Source organism: Paenibacillus sp. NPDC058174, assembly GCF_042883865.1.
Taxonomy (GTDB): Bacteria; Bacillota; Bacilli; order Paenibacillales; family Paenibacillaceae; genus Pristimantibacillus.
Genome location: NZ_JBHVUY010000013.1, coordinates 52,563 through 72,234 on the forward strand (window position 1 = coordinate 52,563; position 19,672 = coordinate 72,234).

Genomic DNA, 19,672 nt, shown 5'->3' on the forward strand with positions numbered 1-19,672 from the left:
TCCCCCTTAGCGAGCGTCCGCTTCATTCTCCCAGATCAAGACGCGAATCGGCGTCGGATTATAGCCATTGCAAGGATTGTTCAATTGCGGGCAATTGCTGATCAAGACTGTCGTCTGGCAAAGCGATTCAAGCTCCACATATGCCCCTGGCGAGGATACGCCGTCATCAAACTTCAAGCCGCCATCACTCGTCACCGGCACATTCATGAAGAAATTGATGTTTGGCGCCAGATCACGTTTCGAATACCGCCCGTCCCTTTTAGCCAACTGCAGCATAAACGTATCCCGGCAGTTATGCATATGAAGCTTCTCATGCGCGTAGCGGACGGTATTGCTCTGAGCCGAGCAAGAGCCGCCCACCGTATCGTGACGGCCGCAAGTATCGGCAACGATCCGAAGAAGCGCCTTCCCGGACTCCGCCAGCAGGACAGACCCTGTCGTCAAATAAATATTTTGTTGCCCGGCTATTGTCGCTGTTGCACTATAATGATCATCCGGTTCATCCGCATCGTAAAATATCGTGTCCGCCGCCTGGTTCCCTTCCACGTCCACGATTCGAAGCACCTGCCCGGGCTTCAGATCATACATCCAGCCGTCCCCCGCCAGCACCGTCGCCTCATAGATCGCATCCGCCTCCGCTCTCTCGCTTTCCACCCGATTAAATACCGCCATAGTCAGCTTCCTCCCTCATAAAATAATCAACTCTCGCTAAATGCCAAGCAGTATCTCATACTCCCAAGTATTTTCGAACGCTCTGACGTTCTCCGGGCGATATTGAACACAATAGTCGGCATCCCGATCGACTGCGGCCGCTTCCGACACTTCGATCAGCACCGGCACGGATGGATAGACCGTGCGCGAATCCAGCGGATTTGGCGTATTCGATAAAAGCAGCAGCACATCCATCTCCGTGCGGAGTGTGACCGTCGCACCTGCCGGACAATGCAGCTCATCGTAGTGCATGTTGCCTTCATTATCACAGCTGACTTTGGAAAACAAATTAACAACAGGCATCATATCCCGCATGCCCAATCCGCTGCGCACCAGTTCAATAGCGAAATTTTCCTGGCCGCTTCGCAGCCAGTCATTGCGCTGCTTCTGGTAATTTGTCAGCCCGTATTTGTCATCCGTCAGCGACCGGCTCGTGTAACCGCCTATCGGATCATGCCAGCCCAAGCTATCCGCCACAATACTGGCCAGAACACGGCCGTTGTCGCTCATAAGCGTATGACCACTCGTTAAGCGAGCCGTATATTGCGCCTTCAGCGTATCCGGCATGTTGTAGCGCTCCGTCAAATCCCTCGCATTGAACAACAATATCGATACGTTCGCCCCCGCCTCTTGGGCCGTAAATTGAATCAGCCTGCCCTTTCCGATATTCCCTGACCATTTGCCGCCCGCTTCTATCGTTTTGCTCCATAACATGCCGCGTTCCTCCCGCTTGTTTAAAATAGAAAAAGCCAAGGAGACACTTGATCTCCCAGGCTTTTATCCTTCCGTGTTATATGGCGAGCGCCATACGCCGTCTCTCGGTCCAGTCCTAATAGATGATGATCACAACCATCAGCGGAACCCTAGACAACCTTTTGTCCCCATTTGCTGCTTAACCGGGAACCTATATTAAATTGTTCAACAAATCGCTATGCCCAAGGGAAAAATCGCTTGTTCATAAAGGCGAATATCCGGTCACTAATGAGGCCAAGCAAACCAATCACGATGATGCCGACAAAAATTTGATCCGTATTCAGAAACCGCTGCGCCTTCATAATGGCATATCCCAGACCGCTATTGACTGCCACAAGCTCAGCTACGACCAGATAGGTCCATGCCCAGCCGAGAATGAGGCGAAGCGTATGCATTAATTGCGGCTGAATGGCCGGAATCAGCACCGTCTCGATTGCCTTCCAGCGGCTTGCCCCCAGCGTGAAGGAGGCTTGCAGCAGGTCATGCGATACCCGGCGTGTATTGTCAGCAACCATAAGAACGAGCTGAAAAAAGCAGCCGATGAAGATGAGCAATATTTTCGCCCATTCACCAATGCCAGCCCACACCATAATGAGCGGAATGAAAGCGACAGCCGGCATGTAACGGATAAATTCCATCGGCGGCTCCACCACAGCCTCGCCGTATTTGAACGTCCCGGCAAACAGGCCGATCGGAATGCCGACGATGCATGCAAGCAGGAAGCCGGCTGAAACGCGGAATACACTAATACCGATATGATGCCAATAGGCCTCCGTGCCAAGCTGCCTGAACAATTCGGCTAGCACTTGATGCGGCTCCGGCAGAAAAACCGGATTGACGAGCTTCATATAACTGAGCACCGACCAGATTAACAGCAAGGCGAGGAAGGAAGCCCCCGCTGTCAAGGCAAATGGCTTTGCGCCTATTTCTTTGAAGATTTGCATACGATAAGGTTTGCGTCTGTTGACCAGCTTCATCCCGCATCACTTCCCAGCTGCTGTATTTTTAATGAATTGCGAGTCGAACATGACGCTTACATCTTTGATGTCATCAACCATATCAAGCCCCTTCAGAAATGCCGCCGTTTTCCCCGCCGTATATTCAAGCGAAGTGTATTCATCCCGTTTCTCGAACGCATGAAGATTGTCTTCGACCGAGAACAACTTAATGCTGTCCATGCCTAGCTTGAAATCTTCCGGTGACGTCTCCGCCTTCTTCGCAAGCAGGGAAATCGCCTCCTCTTGATGTTCCTGAAAGTAAGCGACCGCATCGAACCAGGCGTCTACAATCTTCTGAACTTCCTCCGGCCTTTCCTTCACTACCTTCTCCCGGAATACGAGCAAGTCAGGAATTAGGCCTGGCGTGTCTTTGGAGGAGAACAGCACCTTCCCCTTCCCTTCCTTTACCGCAATCGTCTGAAACGGCTCCCACAGCACCGACGCTTCGGTTTTGCCCGATATAAAAGCGGGACCTGCATCGTTAACGGTCATATTGACGTAATTGATATCCGATTCTTTCATGCCATTCTCTGCAAGAGCAGTCAGCAGCAGCAGATGATCCACCGTTCCCAGCTCAGTCGCAACCGTCTTGCCTTTCAACTCTGCAATGGAGTTAATGTTCGCTTTGCTGACAATAGCATCCCCGCCAAAAGAATTGTCGTTCACAAGCACCGCCTTGAGCGGGATGCCCTTGGAGATTGGAGCCAGCGTATCGCTGAGTGTCTGGCTATTGGCATCAACCTTGCCCGTTGCGAGAGCTTGGAGCGAATCGCTGTAAACGGGGAAAAACTCCAGCTTCACCTGAACACCATGCTTTTCGAAAAAGCCCTTTTCCTCCGCCAAATACCACATATACCAACCGGGCCAAGGACTGAGCGCAATTGTAACCGGACCATCGGCTCCTCCAGAAGCTTTAGAGCCGCCTCCACAGCCCGCAATGGTGAACATCGCGATCAGAAGCATCAGACTGCACCATTTCTTCACCGTCAACTTTTCCATTCTCCCCACTCCTTGTCTATTTCGCTCCGAACAGCCAATCGCCGCCATCCTTCGGGCTCTAAAATAAACAAAAGCCTGAGAGAATTTAATCTCCCAGGCTTTTATCCTTCCGTGTTATACAGCCAATCTGACTGTACGCCGTCTCTTGGACCAGACTTGAGCCTTTGCATGAGCAAAGTCTCAACGGAACCCTAGACAGCTTTTTCGCTCTCATTCTCATCCATTATGAGGGAAAGCCTTTATTTTATTGTTAGAAAACCTAACGTTTAATCGTAGTATAGTGGGGAATGTATGGGTGTGTCAACATAAATGTTAGATTATATGACACAAAAAAAGGAATGACCGAACCATTCCGCCGCCGGAACATTCGGTCATTCCTTTTAATCTTCTTGTGATTTCGATTGGATGGAGGATGGCTTCGGCAGCCTCCCCGCTTTCCCAAGCGCTTCCCGGAGTAAAAATTCAATATGGCCGTTGACGCTGCGGAATTCGTCATTCGCCCACTGCTCCAGCGCACGATGAATATCGGGATCAAGACGCAGCGCGAAAGCTTTCTTTTCTTTCCCCATCTGAAGCCCCTTTAGCTATAAAGAGAGCCGGTATTAATGACCGGCGTCGCCGCGCGGTCCGAAACGATGGCTACCATCAGATTATTCACCATCGCCGCACGCCGCTCCGCATCAAGCTCGATCCCATTCTCGACTAATTGCTTCAAAGCAGAGTCCACCATCCCAACTGCGCCTTCAACAATCTTTTGTCTAGCCGATACAATCGCAATGGCTTGCTGCCGCTGCAGCATCGCACTCGCAATCTCCGGCGCATACGCCAAGTGCGTCAGCCGCGTCTCCAGCACTTGTACGCCTGCAACGGACAATCTCGTCTGCAGCTCCTTCATCAGCTCATCCGCCACTTCGTCCGCGTTGCCTCTAAGCGACAGCGCCTGTTCATTTTCAAACGTATCATAGGCGTACTGAGCAGCCGTGTGCCGAACCGCCGTCTCGCTTTGAATCGCGACAAATTTCTCATAGTTGTCCACGTCAAAGCTTGCTTTAGCCGAGTCTGTCACCTTAAACACAACAACCGCGCCGATCTCGATCGGATTCCCTTCCGCATCATTAACCTTTAGCGTCTGGCTATTGAAATTGCGTACCTTTAGCGAAACCGTGCTCTTGTTCGTGAACGGCAGCACCATCCACATCCCGCTTCTCGAGACTGTTCCCACGTACGATCCGAAAAAGGTAATGACTTTAGAATCATTCGGCTGCACGATCGTGAGTGACGATACAGCCACCGCAAATACAGCGCCAAGAATAACACCTAGCACAATGAACAGTGTATTCGGTTCTGTTGATGTCGAACCAGCTACAATGAGTGCCACGCCGCCGGCAATTGACGCGAGCGCAATGAGCAGCGCCAGAAATCCATTCACATGCCATGCTTTTTTCTCTTTCATAGAACCAGCCCCTTATATTATATTAGTATCATTATGATATCACTTTTTACATTATAAGTAAACACAAAAATGAAGCCGCCCCTCCGATCCACTGCTGCGATCGCTAGGACGGCTCCTATTCAGCTCAATATCTACTGTCTGGTCAACTTTTCCTGCGCCAGCCGGATCATCTCGCGCACCATTGCGCCTCCAATTTTCCCGCCGATTTGACCAGCATCCTCCGTCTTCAAATCACCGTTATCCCCTGCCTTGAGCGGTATGCCCAGTTCGCTTGCCACCTCATATTTCACTCCATCCGGATGATTCGGATCTACCGCGTATCCTTCCTGCCGCATCACATCGGCTTTGAAGCTTTGCATCGCCTGTCTAGCCTCAGGCACCAGCAGCCTCCGATTCCTTCTTGCCACATTACCACCACCCTTTCAATCACTCCTAACATCAATTACCTCCATACTTTTCCCTGAGGCTTTACATTTATGAACAAAATAAAAAAAGCCCGTCTCTTCGCCAAAACGTCTTTGGACGCTCCGACAAAGAGACAGGCCTTCACTTCACACTCCGCCTCTTGACTTGCAGCTATACCGTCAAATACTTCTTAATAACATCATCCGTCAACGACTCTATTCCGCCCTCCCAAGCGACCGAACCCTTCTCCAGCACATAAAAATAATCACCGACGCTTTTCACAAATTCCAAGCTTTGCTCCACAAGCAGGATCGCCGTGCCGCCATCCGCCTTGATGGAACGAATGACATCACGAATATCATCCACGATAGACGGCTGGATACCCTCGCACGGCTCATCAAGCAGAAGCACCTCCGGCTTCGATGCCAGTGCTCGCGCAAATGCCAGCTGCTGCTGCTGCCCGCCGCTCAAGTCGCCGCCGTGTCTGGCGTACATTGTCGGCAGCACAGGAAACTTAGCGATCGCCTCTTGAGGGATGGATTTCACCTGTTTGTCGCGAGCCGCCTCCAAGCCGATCAATATATTCTCATATACAGTAAGCTGACCGAATATTTCACGCCCCTGCGGCACATAGCCAATCCCGCTCTTAGCTCTCCGTCCCGGTGCCAGCTTTGTCAATTGCTGTCCATCATAAGAAATCGTGCCGCTTCGAGCCTTAAGCAGCCCCATTATGCTTTTCATCAGTGTCGTTTTGCCGACTCCATTGCGGCCGAGCAGACAGACGACCTGTCCCGGCTTCACCTTCAATGACACATTGCGAAGAATAACACTCTCGCCATAACCGGCTTCAAGCTGTTGAACGGCTAACATCCGCATCCCGCCTCTTCCCCAAGTAGACTTCCGCCACACGGTCATCCCGCTGCACTTCCTCCATCGTCCCTTCCTTGAGCAGCCTGCCTTCATGCATAACGGTCACCTTGCTTGCAAAATTACGGACAAATTCCATATCATGCTCAACCACCACGATGGAGCGCTGGCGGGAAATTTCAATAAGTAGTTCACCCGTTTTATCGGTCTCCTTATCCGTCATGCCCGCAACCGGTTCATCAAGCAGCAGCACTTCCGGCTCCTGCAGCAGCATCATACCGATCTCCAGCCATTGCTTCTCGCCATGCGACAGGCCGCCCGCACGCCATTCCGCCTTATCCTGCAGCCCGATCATCTCCAGCTGCTGCTCAATCCGGGCAGCATCCTCCGCCTTCATCCTCGCAAACAGAACGGTGAATACACCGCGCCGCTGGCGCATTGCAATCTCCAGATTTTCAGCCACTGTCATCGACGGAAATATCGAAGGAGCCTGGAACTTGCGTCCGATGCCGAGCTCGGCGATCTGATGCTCTTTTTTCCTCGCGATATCGACAGATTCCTTGAACGTAACCCGGCCGGAAGTCGGCCGCACCTTGCCGCAGATAACATCTAGCATCGTCGTTTTCCCTGCGCCGTTGGGACCGATCAGAAAGCGCAGCTCCCCTTTTCTAAGCTGCAAGCTCATGCCTTGCACCGCCTTGAAGCCGTCAAATTCCACTGTAACCTCTTCACACTGCAGGATACTCGACTCTATCATGCTCTGGCTCACTCCTTTTTTTGCCTTTCCCCAGCTTGAACTTGCTCGCAAGTCCCATCAGCCCGTTCGGCAGGAATACGACCACCACAATAAATACCGCCCCGAGAAAATACGTCCAGCCCTCCGGATACGTCGTACTAAATTCACTCTTCGCCCAGTTCATCAGCACCGCACCTAACGCTGCGCCAATTAACGTGCCGCGGCCGCCAATCGCAACCCACAGCACCATCTCAATAGAAGGAACGATCCCCATCATGGATGGCGAAATAATACCGACATGAAGCACAAACAACATACCGGCGATGCCAGCCAAGGCGGCGGATATCGTAAAGATAACCATTTGATAAACTGCCGGGTTGTAGCCGATGAACCGCACCCGGTTCTCCCCATCGCGAATGGCTCGCAGCACCTTGCCGAAGCGGCTCTTGACGATATAGCGGCAAAGGATGAACACCGCTATGAGCACCGCCGCCGTGATCCAATACAGCATCCGCTTCGTATCAGAGGAGGCGATAGATTGGCCGAGAATTTTGCTATAGCCGGTAACGCCGTTCGTTCCTCCCGTATAAGCTTGCTGACCGACAAGCAGCGTTGTCGTAATAATGACCAAAGCCTGCGTCAGAATCGTAAAGTAAACGCCTCGAATCCGGTTGCGGAATGTGAAAAAGCCCAGGAAAAGAGCCAGCACTGCCGGTATAAGAATACCCATCAGCACCGCAAACCCAAAGCTTTCGAATGGCTTCCAGAACCACGGCAGCTGACTCAGCCCGCTCCAGCCCATAAAGTCCGGCAGCTTGCCGCCGCTTGCCTCCAGCTTCAAGTACATCGCCATTGCATAGGCGCCGAGACCGAAGAAGATACCGTGCCCCAAGCTCAGAATGCCCGTAAAGCCCCAGATCAGATCGAGCCCGAGCGCTACAATGGCAAAGGCAAGAAACTTGGCAAGCAGATTCAGCCTGAAGTCACTTAAAAATAGCGGAGCCGAGAATAGAGCGGCCGCCGCAGCCGCATACCCGACTAACAGCCATACCCGCGCCGGCGTTAATTTTTTCAGCGTCAACATCCGTCTCTCCACCTCTCTCTATGAATCAAGCGAACGCGAGCGCATGGCCACGAACCCCATCGGTTTCCATTGCAGAAAAGCAACGATACAGAGGAATACGAGCACTTTGCCAAGCGAAGCATTCGTCCAATATTCGAACATCGTATTAAACACTCCGATCCCCATTGCTCCAAGCACTGTGCCGACCAATTTGCCGACACCGCCAAGAACGACAACCATAAATGCATCGACGATATAATAGGTGCCAAGAGACGGTCCAATCGGACCAAGCAGCGTAAGCGCACAACCGGCAATACCTGCTATACCCGAACCGATCGCAAAGGTCATCGCATCCACACGCCTGGTGGATACGCCAAGACAAGCGGCCATATCGCGGTTCTGCATCACAGCCCGCATTCTGCGTCCCTCAAGGCTGCGGTAAATGTAGAAGTACATGGCAAGCAAACACAAGGCAACCAGACCGATAATAAATAACCGTTTATACGGCAGAACAGCACCTAATACCTCTACACCGCCGTTAAGCCAAGACGGACTTGTAACTGCAACGTTCGGCGCTCCGAAGATGGATCTCGCCAGCTGCTGCAGCACCAGCCCGACGCCCCAGGTTGCCAGCAAGCTGTCGAGCGGCCTGCCATACAGAAACCGGATGAGACTCATTTCGAGCACAAGCCCAAATATAAAAGCAATAAGGAAGCTGAACGGAATTGCCAGCACAAAGTACCAGTCGAACAGGGATGGCGGCAATGCTTCCTTGAAAATATTTTGCGTTAAATAGGTGGAGTAGGCGCCGATCATAATAAGCTCTCCATGCGCCATATTGATGACCTTCATCAAACCGAATGTAATAGCGAGACCTAATGCGATAAGAAGCAGAATCGAGCTGACGCTCAGCCCGTTGAATAACTGCAGCGTAAACACTTCCATATGCCTTCAACTCCTTCATGATTTGCGCGTCGCTGTCCACCCTAATAACAGAGGGAGTATCCGCTGCCCAGAATACTCCCTCGATTATTGCCGAGCGCTGCCGCTTAGCCCGCTATTCTGTAGGCTTGATGCTTGCCGCCCAATCATAGCCTTTCAAATAAGGATCCGGCTTCACCGCTTCGCCGGAATTCCACAGCTCCTTGAACTGTCCGTCCGCCTGCACTTCGCCGATCCGCACCGTTTTGTAGATATGCTGCGTATCGCCGTCAATCTTCACTTTGCCTTCCGGCGCATCCCACTCCAGCCCCTTGGCGGCTTCCTTCACTTTATCGACATCGGTAGAGCCAGCTTTCTCTACAGCCGCTTTCCAGAGATAGACTGCCGTATAGCCCGCTTCAATCGGATCGGCCGTCACTCTGTTCTCGCCGTATTTCTTCTTATAGTTCGCAACGAAGCTTTTATTCGCCGGTGTATCTGTCGTTTGATAGTAGTTCCAGGCTGCCAGATGTCCTTGGAGCACATCGACGCCGATGCCGCGGATTTCTTCCTCAGCTACAGACACCGATAATGTCGTCAAATCCTGCGTGGTAATGCCTGCATCCTTCAATTGCTTGAAGAAAGCGACGTTGCTGTCGCCGTTCAGCGTGTTGAATACGACATCCGGCTTTGCGGCTTTGATTTTACTAATGATCGTGCTGTAATCGGTATGGCCGAGCGGTGTATATTCCTCCCCAACCAATTCTCCGCCTTTCGCCTTCAGCTGCTCCTTAATGATCAAGTTAGCCGTGCGAGGGAATACGTAGTCCGAACCAAGCAGGTAAAACTTTTTGCCGCGATTCTCCAGCAGCCAGTCAACCGCGGGAACGATCTGCTGATTTGTTGTTGCCCCTGTATAAAAAATGTTAGGAGAGGATTCAAGCCCTTCATATTGAACCGGGTACCAGAGCAAGCCATTCAGCTCTTCAAATACAGGCTTCATCGCCTTACGGCTGGAGGACGTCCATCCGCCGAATACAGTCGCGACTTTATCTTCGGAAATAAGCTTGCGCGCTTTCTCTGCAAAGGTCGGCCAATCCGATGCGCCATCCTCTTCTACCGCTACAAGCTTCTTCCCGAGCACGCCGCCTGCGGCGTTGATTTCTTCGATCGCCATAATCTCGGCATCGCGCACCGACACCTCGCTAATTGCCATCGTACCACTCAAAGAATGAAGCACCCCTACCTTAATCGTATCCCCTGATGCCGCCCCCGAATTGCCTCCTGATGTAGTGGATGCCGGTTTCTCATTGTTTCCGCAGGCCGCCAGCGCCATGCTAAGCACAACTGCAGTAAGTCCCACCTGATAAAACCATTTCTTTTTCATCTCTCCACTCCCCAATTCTTCTATAAATTTAATCGAATGCCGAACATTTACATGGAATGTGTTTCCAATGTTCGCATCCTTATTATAGGGGGCGGCCAGATTATGTGTCAATATATATAACATCAAAATTTAAAAAGGGGGACATTTGTCTCAGAATCTCATTGAAAAAGGGCATACCCCACTGAATTGTGTTAATTAATAAGACAAAATTCCCTCTTTTTATATTTGTATATTACACAAACATTACATATGTGACTTAACCTTCGGCAAAAGCTAACAAAAAAAAGGACCGCCCGCATAGGCAATGTCATTAAGTAAAGGCTTAACTTAATGACATTGCCCGCTAGGGCAGTCCTTTCATTACCAATTATTATTTTGCGTCTTCAGGCTTTTTCGTAGCATCCGGCGACGGCGAAGCCGATGCATCCGGAGATGCCGATGGCGACGGCTGAGGAAGCGTAATTTTCAAATCCTGCTTCGGCATTTCATCCTTCATGAACGTGTTCATATGCTCGTATGCAACAGCGCTCTTCACGGATTCCTTCGTTTTCTCGTCAAGGTCAGCGTAAGCTTTGACATCGCGTTTTTCAACCTTGATGACATGGTAGCCATACTCGGTCTCAACCGGATCGCCAATTACGCCTACTTTTTGCTCAAGGGCAGCTTTCTTGAAGCCTTCTACCCACTCGCCTGCATTGGCATTCTCGTAGAGGCCGCCTTTGTCTTTGGAGCCGCCGTCTTCGGAATATTTCTTCGCGACTTCATCCCAGCTCTTGCCGGCTTCCAATTCCGCTTTTGCTTCCTTGGCAAGCTTCAGCGCCTCTTCCGGCTTATGCTTCTCTTCGCCAGTCGATGGATCTGTAGTCGTTACCAGTACGTGGCGGACCGTTACCGGGTTGTAATTGCCGCTGTTTTTCTCATACTCAGCTTTAATCTGATCATCCGTCACTTTCGAGTTCATATGCTCTACAACGACGAGCATCAAGCTCAAATACGTCTTAACGTCGGCGTTTGTCACTTTTTTATCGTCCAGCGTTTTTTTCAAATCGGCATTTTCTTTGATCGCTTTTTCGAAATCCTTCATTTGCTTGTCTGTTTCTTCAGCGGCCTTCTTCACGTTCTCTTCAGTAGCTTGTCCAGCAAGCACTTTGTAAGAAACGAATTGCTGCAGCAGCTGCTCTTTGAATTGCGGAATCGCCAGAACTTGCTCATATCCAGGCTGCATAATGTTGAATACGCCCAAATATCTGTCGAACTCAGGCTCCGTTACGTTACCGTCCTTATAAGTGGCGATTACCGTACCTTCTCCCGCCCCTTTGAACGTGGTGCCTGTTCCTTCTTCTTCTTTCTTGCCGCAAGCCGCCATAACCGTCATGACGAGCACTGCCGCGATTACAAGCAGCGCGCTTCTGCGCCATGCCGATTTGCGTGTACCGTGCAACATGCTGAATCCCCTTTCAAAATAGGAAGTTGTTAGTATTGTAACAGAAAACGTCATCGCAATGCGAATTTTCTATCCGGATGTCGCATCCTGCAGCGCTTCCGCACTAATCCGAGCGCCAATGTGAGCCTCTTGAAAAGATTTCAGGAAATGCTCCAGCAATTGCAGCTTCTGGTCCATCTCCAGCCCTTTGCCGCGCAGCAGCAGAGAAGGATAGTCATCCTGCACGCTATTACTTAGACGGAAGCGGTTCTCGAAGGTTACACAAAGCTGATCGACCTTTTTCGAATCGATCCGTTTTTTCTCACGCGGCGCGAATTTGACGATCAGGTCATCCGCTTTTTGGCTAATTTGCTCGATGCCGTACATAGCGCCGTATACCTTCAAACGGGCAACCGTCAGCAAATTATCGACAGCTTGCGGCAAGTTGCCGAAACGGTCCATAATTTCCTCTGTCAAATCATCCGCTTCGTCGAAGGAACGAACAGTTGCAACCTTCTTGTAGATCTCAATCTTCTGAATGCTGTCGTAGATGTAATCAGACGGCAAGTACGCATCGATGCTTACATCGATCAAGGTGCTGACGGCGCGCTCTTCCTTCACCTGAACGCCTTCCATCTCCGCTTTACGTTTCGCGATCTCATCGGCCAGCATTTGCGAATAGAGATCAAAGCCGACCGAGGCGATATAGCCATGCTGCTCCGCGCCAAGCAGATTGCCCGCTCCGCGAATGGCAAGGTCGCGCATCGCGATCTTGAAGCCGGAGCCCAGCTCCGTAAATTCCTTGATCGACTGGAGCCGCTTCTCGGCTACCTCCGTCAGCACCTTATCGCGCTGATACGTAAAGTAGGCATAAGCGATCCGGTTGGAACGTCCTACCCTGCCCCGCAGCTGATACAGCTGGGAGAGGCCCATTTTATCCGCATCATGCACGATTAGCGTATTGACGTTCGGAATGTCGACGCCGGTCTCGATAATGCTTGTGCTGACGAGCACGTCCGACTCGCCGTCCAGGAAGTCGAGAATCGTTTTTTCGAGCTCCTGCTCGGACATTTGCCCGTGGCCTACCGCGACCTTCGCATCCGGAACCAGCGAATTGATCAGCTCTGCCATCTGATAGATGCCCTGCACCCGGTTGTACAAATAATAGACTTGGCCGCCGCGGGCCAGCTCACGCTCAATCGCCTCACGGACAAGCGACATGTTGTACTCCACGACATAAGTCTGAACCGGGAACCGGTTCTCCGGCGGAGTCTCGATAACGGACAGGTCACGCACGCCAAGCATCGACATATGCAGCGTCCGGGGGATCGGCGTAGCAGTCAGCGTTAATACATCGACATTTGTCTTCAGCTTTTTCAGCTTCTCCTTATGCGACACGCCAAACCGCTGCTCCTCATCCACGATAAGCAGTCCCAAATCTTTAAAGATAACATCCTGCGACAACAGGCGGTGCGTACCGATGACAACATCGACCGTGCCTGCCTTCAAGCCCTTCATCGTCTCATTCTGCTCCTTGCGGGAGCGGAACCGGCTGAGCACCTGAATATTGAATGGATAGCCGGAGAAGCGTTCGCGAAACGTCTCGTAATGCTGCTGAGCCAGAATCGTAGTCGGCACGAGGATCGCCACCTGCTTGCCCTCTATCGCCGCCTTGAAAGCCGCGCGTACCGCGACCTCTGTCTTGCCATAGCCAACGTCGCCGCAAAGAAGCCGGTCCATCGGCTGCGACTTCTCCATATCCTTCTTGATCTCTTCGATCGCCCGCAGCTGGTCCCGCGTCTCATCGTAAGGGAACATCGCTTCGAATTCATTCTGATAGGCCGTATCCTGTCCAAAAGCAAAGCCCGGTGCCGACTGGCGCTCGGCGTACAGCTTGATCAAGTCGTCAGCGATATCCTGAACAGACGAACGAACCTTGTTCTTCGCCCTTGTCCATTCGCTTCCGCCGAGCTTATTAATCTTCGGCTCCTTCTCTTCCGAGCCGACGTACTTCTGAATCATATCAACCTGCTCGATCGGTACAGACAGCTTGTCGCCGCCCGCATAGAGAACATGCAGGTAATCCTTGTGTATACCGCCGATTTCCAGCGTGCCAATGCCGACATATTTGCCGATACCGTGATTCTGATGGACAACATAGTCGCCGACCTTCAGCTCGGTATAGCTTTTTATCCGCTCCGCATTGTCGATTTTCTTATCGATACGGCGAGCCTTACGCTGCTTCTGCGTGAACATCTCGCCTTCTGTAATGACGACCAGATGCGAGGAAGGCAGCTCAAAGCCGGATTGCAGGTTGCCCTCAATCAGCTTAGGCGGCTCGATATGATAGTCCTGCAGCACACGGCGCATCCGGTCCATCCGTTCAGTATCGCCGGCCAGCATCATGACATTGGCGCCCGTCTTGCGCCAGCGGTCCATCTCGGCCTTAAGCACATTCATCTGGCCATGGAAGTTCTGCATCGCCCGGCTCGTCATGTTCAGAATGTTCTGCGGCTGCGTATGCGGAATTTGGCGCAGGAACAGCTGCAGGAACAAGGTCTGGAACGAGCGGTGATGCAGGATTTCATCCGAGGCGCGCGCAAGCGTAAAGCCCGGCAGAGACTTACCATTAGAAAGCAAATGGGTCGCCCACTCCGCTTCGTCGCGCTCGAGCTGCTTGCCCGTCTCGATCAAGCGCGTAGGCTCATCCATAATAAGCAGCGTATCTTCCGGGACGTAATCCAGTATCGTCTGGCGTTCCGGGTACAGCAAAGAAATATATTTATAAATTTCGGCAAAATAAACCTGTTCCCGCAGCTTCTCGATCTCGCCGCCAACTTCACCCCGCAGGCGATCCTTCGCAGTCCGGTCCGTCATCTTATCCAACTGCTGCTCCAGCAGCGACGCCGCATGATCGGCAGCCGCTTTGAACCGCCGTTCGTCAGCCAATATTTCCTGACAAGGCGGAACCGTCAGCTCCTGCAAGTTGTCAAGCGAACGCTGGTCGCCGGGATCAAAGGTACGGATCGAATCCACATCGTCGCCAAACCATTCGATCCGGTACGCCGTTGCCGACGTCAGCGGATAGAAATCGACGATACCGCCGCGAACACTCATTTCTCCCTTCGATTCGACCCGGTCTACACGCGTATAGCCAATGCCGGCCATCTGACGCAAAAACTGCTCAATAGCGAGCTCGTCTCCGACCTTCACCCGGATTTTCGCTTGAGCCATTACGCCGGGGACAGGCAAATAGCGGCGAACCCCGGAGAAAGGCACGACAACGATCCCGCGGAAGCCTTCGGACAGCTTGATCAGCACGTCCATGCGCTGCGCCAGCGTCTCGGGACTCGAGATCGCCGCTTCGGCAGCTACCAGCTCGTTAGCGGGATATAACAATACATCATGAGGAGAAACGCATTCCTGCAAATCCTCGACTATTTTTTGCGCGGCATACATATTGTGCGTCACGACAAGCATCGGACGCTCCACGTCCAATTTCACGGCTGCGACGAGCACTTGTCTGGAGGAGCCTGCGAGCCCCGACACCATCTGCTCCCGCATCCCTTTGCGGACACCGGCGATAATGGACTGAACGTCCGGATCCGCAGCAAAAGCCTGTACTAATGCTTCCAATCGTTAAGGCACCTCGTTTCTAAACCGTCCATTGGCGACAAAAGCCCGTTCGCAAATTTCCGTTCCCTTCCATTTGCGAAGCCTTTTATTCCAATCAAACAAGCTTTCTGCAAACAATCGAAAAGAAGCCTCAGCGTTCGCTAAGGCCTTGCCATACCATTCATTTCCCCGCTTATTGCAGCGGGCTCGCGACCAGATTCAGCTCGGGATTGGCATCAAGCGCTTCCCGGCAGTAGTCGCAAATGACTTTAACCGTCACATCTCCGTTTGGGTTATACGCTATTATATCGCTGCGTTCTTCGGGGGTCAAGAAATGGAAACCGAGCTGCTGCTCTGTTATTCCGCTTTGCTCAATGGTCCCCACCGATGTGCGGCAGTGCCTGCAAATATAGTTTACAGCCATATGTATGCCTCCTGAAGAGTCGTTATACCCTTCAGTATGCCCGGCTTTGGCGTAAATTAACGGCTTAGCGGTTAAACTTTGCCATCGTGTTGTCAAAAGGATTGCTCAGCGAGTATTCAATCGCATCGCAGGCCTGCTCGACCATCGCTTTCAGCGGTTCATGCTCGCTCTTCGGAAAGTTATCGAGGACATAATCGACGATGCTGCGGCCCGGCTGCGGCCGCGAGATGCCCATGCGGACCCGGTTGAACTGCTGCGTGCCCAAATGCTGAATAAGCGATTTAATGCCGTTGTGGCCGCCGGCGCTGCCTTGATAGCGCAGCCGGATCTTGCCAATTTCAGTATCCATGTCATCATAGACAATAATGCCGTCCTCGCGGTCGGCCTTGAAATAGTCCAGAAACCCGCGAACCGATTCTCCCGATAGATTCATATACGTCATCGGCTTAATGAGAACAACCTTCGTCCCCCCCACATTGCCTTCGCCGATGAGCGCCTTGCATTTATTTTGCGTGACCGAGATGCTCCAACGTCTTGCCAGCTCGTCGACTACCATAAAGCCGACATTATGCCTTGTATTCTGATAAGCGGCGCCGGGATTCCCCAGCCCTGCAATCCACTTCATACCTTCGTCTCCAATCTTGCTAGCTGTAGTCCTTCTTCATTCTACACGATTATCGGTTATCCCTGCATGCGCCTTGGAAAACAAGAAAACGGCATCTGCCCTACGCCTGTAACTTAGGCCGTAGGGCGATACCGCTTGTTAAGCGAGATTAAGCGAAGTCTACCTCGTGCATTTGTGCTTCCTCGGATCTCGATTCCGCTTCAATTCGTTCAACTTCAGCCGCTTCCGCTTCTTCCTCCGTCAGTTCCTTCTGCGGCGCCAGCACCGTTACGACGACTTGCTCAGGGTCTGACAGCACCTCAACGCCGGAAGGCGGACGCACATCGCGAACGAGCAGGCTGTGTCCGAGCTCCAGGTCGGCCACATTGATCTCCAGCGCCTCCGGAATGCTGCCCGGCAGGCATTCAACCTCCAGCTCATGCAGCAGCACTTGCAGGATACCGCCTTGGCCTACCCCGTTGGCTTCACCAACGAAGTCGATCCGCACCTGCGTCCTTACTTCCTCGTTCATGTTGATCTGGCGCATATCGATATGAAGCAAGCGGCGAGACAGCGGCTCGCGCTGCACTTCGCTAATCATGACCGGCTGCTTGCCTTCGCCGGGAATTTCAAGCTCCAGCACCGCATTGGGGTGAGAGCGCAGCAGTGCTTGCACCTGCCTCTCCTCCAATGCAACGGCAGCCGGCGCAGCCAATTGCTTTCCATATACGACACCCGGTACTTTGCCGCTTTCCCTCAACAGGCGAAGCGCGCCTTTTGTTCCAACGGTTCTCTGCTCAACATTCATCGGTATGGACATCTATCGGAACCTCCTAGTAAAAGTCGTATTCCATATAACTGTACCCAAACCGATAAAGAATTAATCATAATATTGCATTCTATTAGCAAAAGCTAGACGTTAGTTACTCCGGCTTAGCCTTCTTCGCATTTTCTTTTTTCACTTTAGCCCGCGCCCGGATTTTATCCGCATAGCCCGGCTTATTCACTTGACGCTCACGCGCAATGGAGAGGTCACCGGCAGGCACGTCATGCGTAATCGTAGAGCCCGCTACAACATAAGCGCCTTCTCCGATCTTCACAGGCGCGATCAGATTGACGTTGCTGCCAACAAAAGCATTGTCGCCAATTTCCGTTACGGACTTGTTGAAGCCGTCATAGTTGACTGTAATAGCGCCGCAGCCGATGTTCACATCCTTGCCGACCTTGGCATCGCCAACATAGCTCAGATGCGATACTTTGCTGCCATCATCAAGCGTTGCATTTTTCAGCTCGACGAAATCGCCAATCTTGCAGCCGACGCCAAGCTTGGAGCCCGGGCGAAGGTTCGCATACGGCCCTACCGAGCTTTCATTGCCGATGACCGATTGATCCGCCACCGAGTATTTCACCGTAACGCCGTTGCCGATAACGGAATCCTGAATATCGGCATTTGGCCCGATTACGCAGTCTTCCCCGATAACCGTTGAACCGCGCAGAACCGTTCCCGGATAAATAATCGTATCCGATCCGATACGCACATCGGCCTCGATATACGTGGATGACGCGTCGATAAGCGTCACGCCCTCCAGCAGATGCTTGCGGTTAATTCGCTCCCGCATATAGCCCTCTGCTTCCGCAAGAGCGACGCGGTCGTTGACGCCGATCGCTTCCGCAAGATCAGATGTGCAATAGCCCTGAACAATCTCGCCTGCGCCGCGGAAAATACCAATGACATCGGTCAAATAAAACTCGCCCTGAGCGTTGTCATTCTTCACCTGAGCCAATGCCGCGAACAGCTTCTTATTATCGAAGCAGTAGGTGCCGGTATTGATCTCTTTCACAGCCGCTTCTTCCGGCGTACAGTCTTTCTGCTCTACGATGCGCTCTACGGTATCGCCGCCGCGGATGACGCGTCCATAGCCAGTCGGGTTGTCAAAGGATGCTGTCAGTACCGTTGCCGCCGCTCCTGTCGAGCTGTGCAGCTCCAGCATCGATTGGATCGTCTCTGCCCGCACAAGCGGCGTATCCCCGCAGATGACGATCGTCGTGCCTTCCTCTGAGCCGAGCAGGGCTTCCGCCTGCTGAACCGCATGACCGGTTCCAAGCTGCTGCTCCTGCAGCACATATTCGGCTCCATCGCCGAGATAGCCCTTCACAGCATCCGCGCCATGCCCTACAACAACAACGGTGCGCTCGCTGCGCGCTTCCTTCACCGTATTCCATACGTGGCCCACCATCGGCTTGCCAGACACCTGATGCAGTACTTTATATAATTTCGATTTCATCCGCTTGCCCTGTCCAGCCGCAAGCACAATCGCCATCACTTTCAACCGTAATTCCTCCCACTCATGTACGCTTTGTTCTTTTGAATATATCCCATTACAGACAAAAAAGAAAGAGAGCCTTCCGGCTCTCTTTCCTGTGACTCCCAGGCAACAATCGGCCTAAACCGTACTGCCCGGGCCTTATCCATAAAGCGATTTGAAATAGGTTACGCGCCTTCTTCGATTGCTACTTCTTCCGTTGCAGCGCGCTCGTATTCTGCGAGCACAGCAGCTTGGATTTTCTCGCGGGTAGTCGAAGAAATCGGATGCGCGATATCCCGGAATTCTCCATCAGGAGTCCGCTTGCTAGGCATTGCAACAAACATACCATTGTTACCGTCAATGACACGAATATCGTGAACGACGAATTCATTATCAATGGTAATGGAAGCAATAGCTTTCATGCGTCCTTCCGAATTTACACGGCGGAGTCTTACATCAGTAATTTGCACTTGTGTTCACCACCTTTGCCTATCTGAGACTTGGTGTATACTTCCACGTTTTTGTGCAAATTCCTTCTAAAAATTTGGCAAAATAATGCACTATTTAAAATATTTTTTTTAGTTTGAATCTTTTTCGTTTCTATTCGACATTTGTCGATGCAATGACCTCAATTTCGACAAGAACATCCTTTGGAAGCCTTGCCACCTCTACAGCCGAGCGAGCTGGTTTATGGTCTTCGAAATAGGAAGCATAGATGCCGTTGACCGTTGCAAACTGATTCATATCTTTCAGGAAAACGGTCGCTTTCACGACATCTTGGAATGTCGCTCCCGCTTCAGCCAAAACTTCTTTTAAATTTTGGAAAACCTGATGCGTTTGCTCTTCAATGCCGCCCTCCACTAATTGACCGGATGCATCCAGCGGAATTTGTCCCGATGTGAACAGCAATCCGCCCAGCTTGATCGCTTGCGAATAAGGTCCAATCGCTGCAGGCGCTTTATCAGTTGATACTACTTGCGGAATAGGTTTCTGTGTCACTTCAATTC

General features: G+C 51.9%; 20 protein-coding genes and 2 riboswitches. All 20 genes read right to left on the reverse strand.

Annotation, left to right across the window (positions count from 1 at the left end):
• Window positions 1-6 precede the first annotated feature (6 nt).
• The 20 genes from ACFVVF_RS28325 to ACFVVF_RS28420 all read right to left on the reverse strand — a co-directional run bounded on the left by ACFVVF_RS28325 (window position 7) and on the right by ACFVVF_RS28420 (window position 19,664).
• Window positions 7-672, reverse strand: coding sequence for an urea amidolyase associated protein UAAP2 (locus tag ACFVVF_RS28325; protein ID WP_387816552.1), 666 nt, complete (start codon window positions 670-672; stop codon window positions 7-9).
• A 36-nt stretch (window positions 673-708) separates the two neighbouring features.
• A complete protein-coding gene (locus ACFVVF_RS28330) occupies window positions 709-1,425 on the reverse strand; it encodes an urea amidolyase associated protein UAAP1 (RefSeq protein WP_387816554.1) in 717 nt (238 codons plus the stop codon).
• 50 nt (window positions 1,426-1,475) lie between these two features.
• Window positions 1,476-1,589: riboswitch (guanidine-I (ykkC/yxkD leader) on the reverse strand.
• Between the two features lie 51 nt (window positions 1,590-1,640).
• Complete coding sequence (locus tag ACFVVF_RS28335) at window positions 1,641-2,441, reverse strand: ABC transporter permease (protein WP_387816556.1); 801 nt, start codon at window positions 2,439-2,441, stop codon at window positions 1,641-1,643.
• A 6-nt stretch (window positions 2,442-2,447) separates the two neighbouring features.
• Entirely contained in the window at window positions 2,448-3,461 is a 1,014-nt protein-coding gene (locus tag ACFVVF_RS28340; protein WP_387816558.1) for an ABC transporter substrate-binding protein, read from the reverse strand.
• An 88-nt stretch (window positions 3,462-3,549) separates the two neighbouring features.
• Window positions 3,550-3,667: riboswitch (guanidine-I (ykkC/yxkD leader) on the reverse strand.
• A gap of 174 nt (window positions 3,668-3,841) precedes the next feature.
• A complete protein-coding gene (locus tag ACFVVF_RS28345; protein WP_387816560.1) occupies window positions 3,842-4,030 on the reverse strand; it encodes a type II toxin-antitoxin system antitoxin in 189 nt (62 codons plus the stop codon).
• Between the two features lie 11 nt (window positions 4,031-4,041).
• Window positions 4,042-4,914 (reverse strand): SPFH domain-containing protein, encoded by an 873-nt coding sequence (locus ACFVVF_RS28350; RefSeq protein WP_387816562.1) that lies wholly within the window; start codon window positions 4,912-4,914, stop codon window positions 4,042-4,044.
• Between the two features lie 131 nt (window positions 4,915-5,045).
• Window positions 5,046-5,321, reverse strand: a complete 276-nt coding sequence (locus ACFVVF_RS28355; protein ID WP_387816563.1) for an alpha/beta-type small acid-soluble spore protein — start codon at window positions 5,319-5,321, stop codon at window positions 5,046-5,048.
• Between the two features lie 169 nt (window positions 5,322-5,490).
• Complete coding sequence (gene urtE, locus ACFVVF_RS28360; RefSeq protein ID WP_387816565.1) at window positions 5,491-6,189, reverse strand: urea ABC transporter ATP-binding subunit UrtE; 699 nt, start codon at window positions 6,187-6,189, stop codon at window positions 5,491-5,493.
• Entirely contained in the window at window positions 6,167-6,943 is a 777-nt protein-coding gene (gene urtD, locus ACFVVF_RS28365) for an urea ABC transporter ATP-binding protein UrtD (protein WP_387816567.1), read from the reverse strand. The genes urtE and urtD overlap by 23 nt, the downstream gene beginning before the upstream one ends.
• The gene (gene urtC / locus ACFVVF_RS28370; RefSeq protein ID WP_387816569.1) at window positions 6,915-8,006 is read right to left on the reverse strand and encodes an urea ABC transporter permease subunit UrtC; all 1,092 of its coding nucleotides are present in this window, start codon (window positions 8,004-8,006) and stop codon (window positions 6,915-6,917) included. Before urtC ends, urtD begins: the two co-directional genes overlap by 29 nt.
• Window positions 8,007-8,024: 18 nt before the next feature.
• Window positions 8,025-8,930 carry an urea ABC transporter permease subunit UrtB gene (gene urtB / locus ACFVVF_RS28375; protein WP_387816571.1) on the reverse strand — a complete coding sequence of 302 codons (906 nt, stop codon included), beginning with the start codon at window positions 8,928-8,930 and terminating at the stop codon, window positions 8,025-8,027.
• A gap of 112 nt (window positions 8,931-9,042) precedes the next feature.
• Window positions 9,043-10,293, reverse strand: coding sequence for an urea ABC transporter substrate-binding protein (gene urtA / locus ACFVVF_RS28380; protein ID WP_387816576.1), 1,251 nt, complete (start codon window positions 10,291-10,293; stop codon window positions 9,043-9,045).
• Window positions 10,294-10,663: 370 nt separating this feature from the next.
• A complete protein-coding gene (locus ACFVVF_RS28385) occupies window positions 10,664-11,737 on the reverse strand; it encodes a peptidylprolyl isomerase (RefSeq protein ID WP_387816578.1) in 1,074 nt (357 codons plus the stop codon).
• 69 nt (window positions 11,738-11,806) lie between these two features.
• Window positions 11,807-15,352 (reverse strand): transcription-repair coupling factor, encoded by a 3,546-nt coding sequence (mfd, locus tag ACFVVF_RS28390; protein WP_387816580.1) that lies wholly within the window; start codon window positions 15,350-15,352, stop codon window positions 11,807-11,809.
• A 172-nt stretch (window positions 15,353-15,524) separates the two neighbouring features.
• Window positions 15,525-15,755, reverse strand: coding sequence for an anti-sigma-F factor Fin (fin, locus tag ACFVVF_RS28395; RefSeq protein ID WP_387816582.1), 231 nt, complete (start codon window positions 15,753-15,755; stop codon window positions 15,525-15,527).
• A gap of 64 nt (window positions 15,756-15,819) precedes the next feature.
• On the reverse strand, window positions 15,820-16,380 hold the full coding sequence (gene pth, locus ACFVVF_RS28400) for an aminoacyl-tRNA hydrolase (protein WP_387816584.1): 561 nt from the start codon (window positions 16,378-16,380) through the stop codon (window positions 15,820-15,822).
• A 148-nt stretch (window positions 16,381-16,528) separates the two neighbouring features.
• Window positions 16,529-17,179: a 50S ribosomal protein L25 gene (locus ACFVVF_RS28405; RefSeq protein ID WP_387816586.1), complete on the reverse strand. Its 651-nt coding sequence runs from the start codon at window positions 17,177-17,179 to the stop codon at window positions 16,529-16,531.
• 103 nt (window positions 17,180-17,282) lie between these two features.
• Entirely contained in the window at window positions 17,283-18,689 is a 1,407-nt protein-coding gene (gene glmU / locus ACFVVF_RS28410; protein WP_387816589.1) for a bifunctional UDP-N-acetylglucosamine diphosphorylase/glucosamine-1-phosphate N-acetyltransferase GlmU, read from the reverse strand.
• A gap of 161 nt (window positions 18,690-18,850) precedes the next feature.
• Window positions 18,851-19,135, reverse strand: a complete 285-nt coding sequence (spoVG, locus tag ACFVVF_RS28415; protein WP_042171213.1) for a septation regulator SpoVG — start codon at window positions 19,133-19,135, stop codon at window positions 18,851-18,853.
• 130 nt (window positions 19,136-19,265) lie between these two features.
• Window positions 19,266-19,664, reverse strand: a complete 399-nt coding sequence (locus ACFVVF_RS28420) for a RidA family protein (RefSeq protein WP_387816592.1) — start codon at window positions 19,662-19,664, stop codon at window positions 19,266-19,268.
• Window positions 19,665-19,672: the final 8 nt, after the last annotated feature.

Coding starts and splice junctions, on each gene's coding strand:
- ACFVVF_RS28325 (WP_387816552.1), bottom strand. CDS start 672: ATGGCGGTATTTAATCGGGTGGAAAGCGAGAGAGCGGAGGCGGATGCG.
- ACFVVF_RS28330 (WP_387816554.1), bottom strand. CDS start 1,425: ATGTTATGGAGCAAAACGATAGAAGCGGGCGGCAAATGGTCAGGGAAT.
- ACFVVF_RS28335 (WP_387816556.1), bottom strand. CDS start 2,441: ATGAAGCTGGTCAACAGACGCAAACCTTATCGTATGCAAATCTTCAAA.
- ACFVVF_RS28340 (WP_387816558.1), bottom strand. CDS start 3,461: ATGGAAAAGTTGACGGTGAAGAAATGGTGCAGTCTGATGCTTCTGATC.
- ACFVVF_RS28345 (WP_387816560.1), bottom strand. CDS start 4,030: ATGGGGAAAGAAAAGAAAGCTTTCGCGCTGCGTCTTGATCCCGATATT.
- ACFVVF_RS28350 (WP_387816562.1), bottom strand. CDS start 4,914: ATGAAAGAGAAAAAAGCATGGCATGTGAATGGATTTCTGGCGCTGCTC.
- urtE (WP_387816565.1), bottom strand. CDS start 6,189: ATGTTAGCCGTTCAACAGCTTGAAGCCGGTTATGGCGAGAGTGTTATT.
- urtD (WP_387816567.1), bottom strand. CDS start 6,943: ATGATAGAGTCGAGTATCCTGCAGTGTGAAGAGGTTACAGTGGAATTT.
- urtC (WP_387816569.1), bottom strand. CDS start 8,006: ATGTTGACGCTGAAAAAATTAACGCCGGCGCGGGTATGGCTGTTAGTC.
- urtB (WP_387816571.1), bottom strand. CDS start 8,930: ATGGAAGTGTTTACGCTGCAGTTATTCAACGGGCTGAGCGTCAGCTCG.
- urtA (WP_387816576.1), bottom strand. CDS start 10,293: ATGAAAAAGAAATGGTTTTATCAGGTGGGACTTACTGCAGTTGTGCTT.
- ACFVVF_RS28385 (WP_387816578.1), bottom strand. CDS start 11,737: ATGTTGCACGGTACACGCAAATCGGCATGGCGCAGAAGCGCGCTGCTT.
- fin (WP_387816582.1), bottom strand. CDS start 15,755: ATGGCTGTAAACTATATTTGCAGGCACTGCCGCACATCGGTGGGGACC.
- pth (WP_387816584.1), bottom strand. CDS start 16,380: ATGAAGTGGATTGCAGGGCTGGGGAATCCCGGCGCCGCTTATCAGAAT.
- ACFVVF_RS28405 (WP_387816586.1), bottom strand. CDS start 17,179: ATGTCCATACCGATGAATGTTGAGCAGAGAACCGTTGGAACAAAAGGC.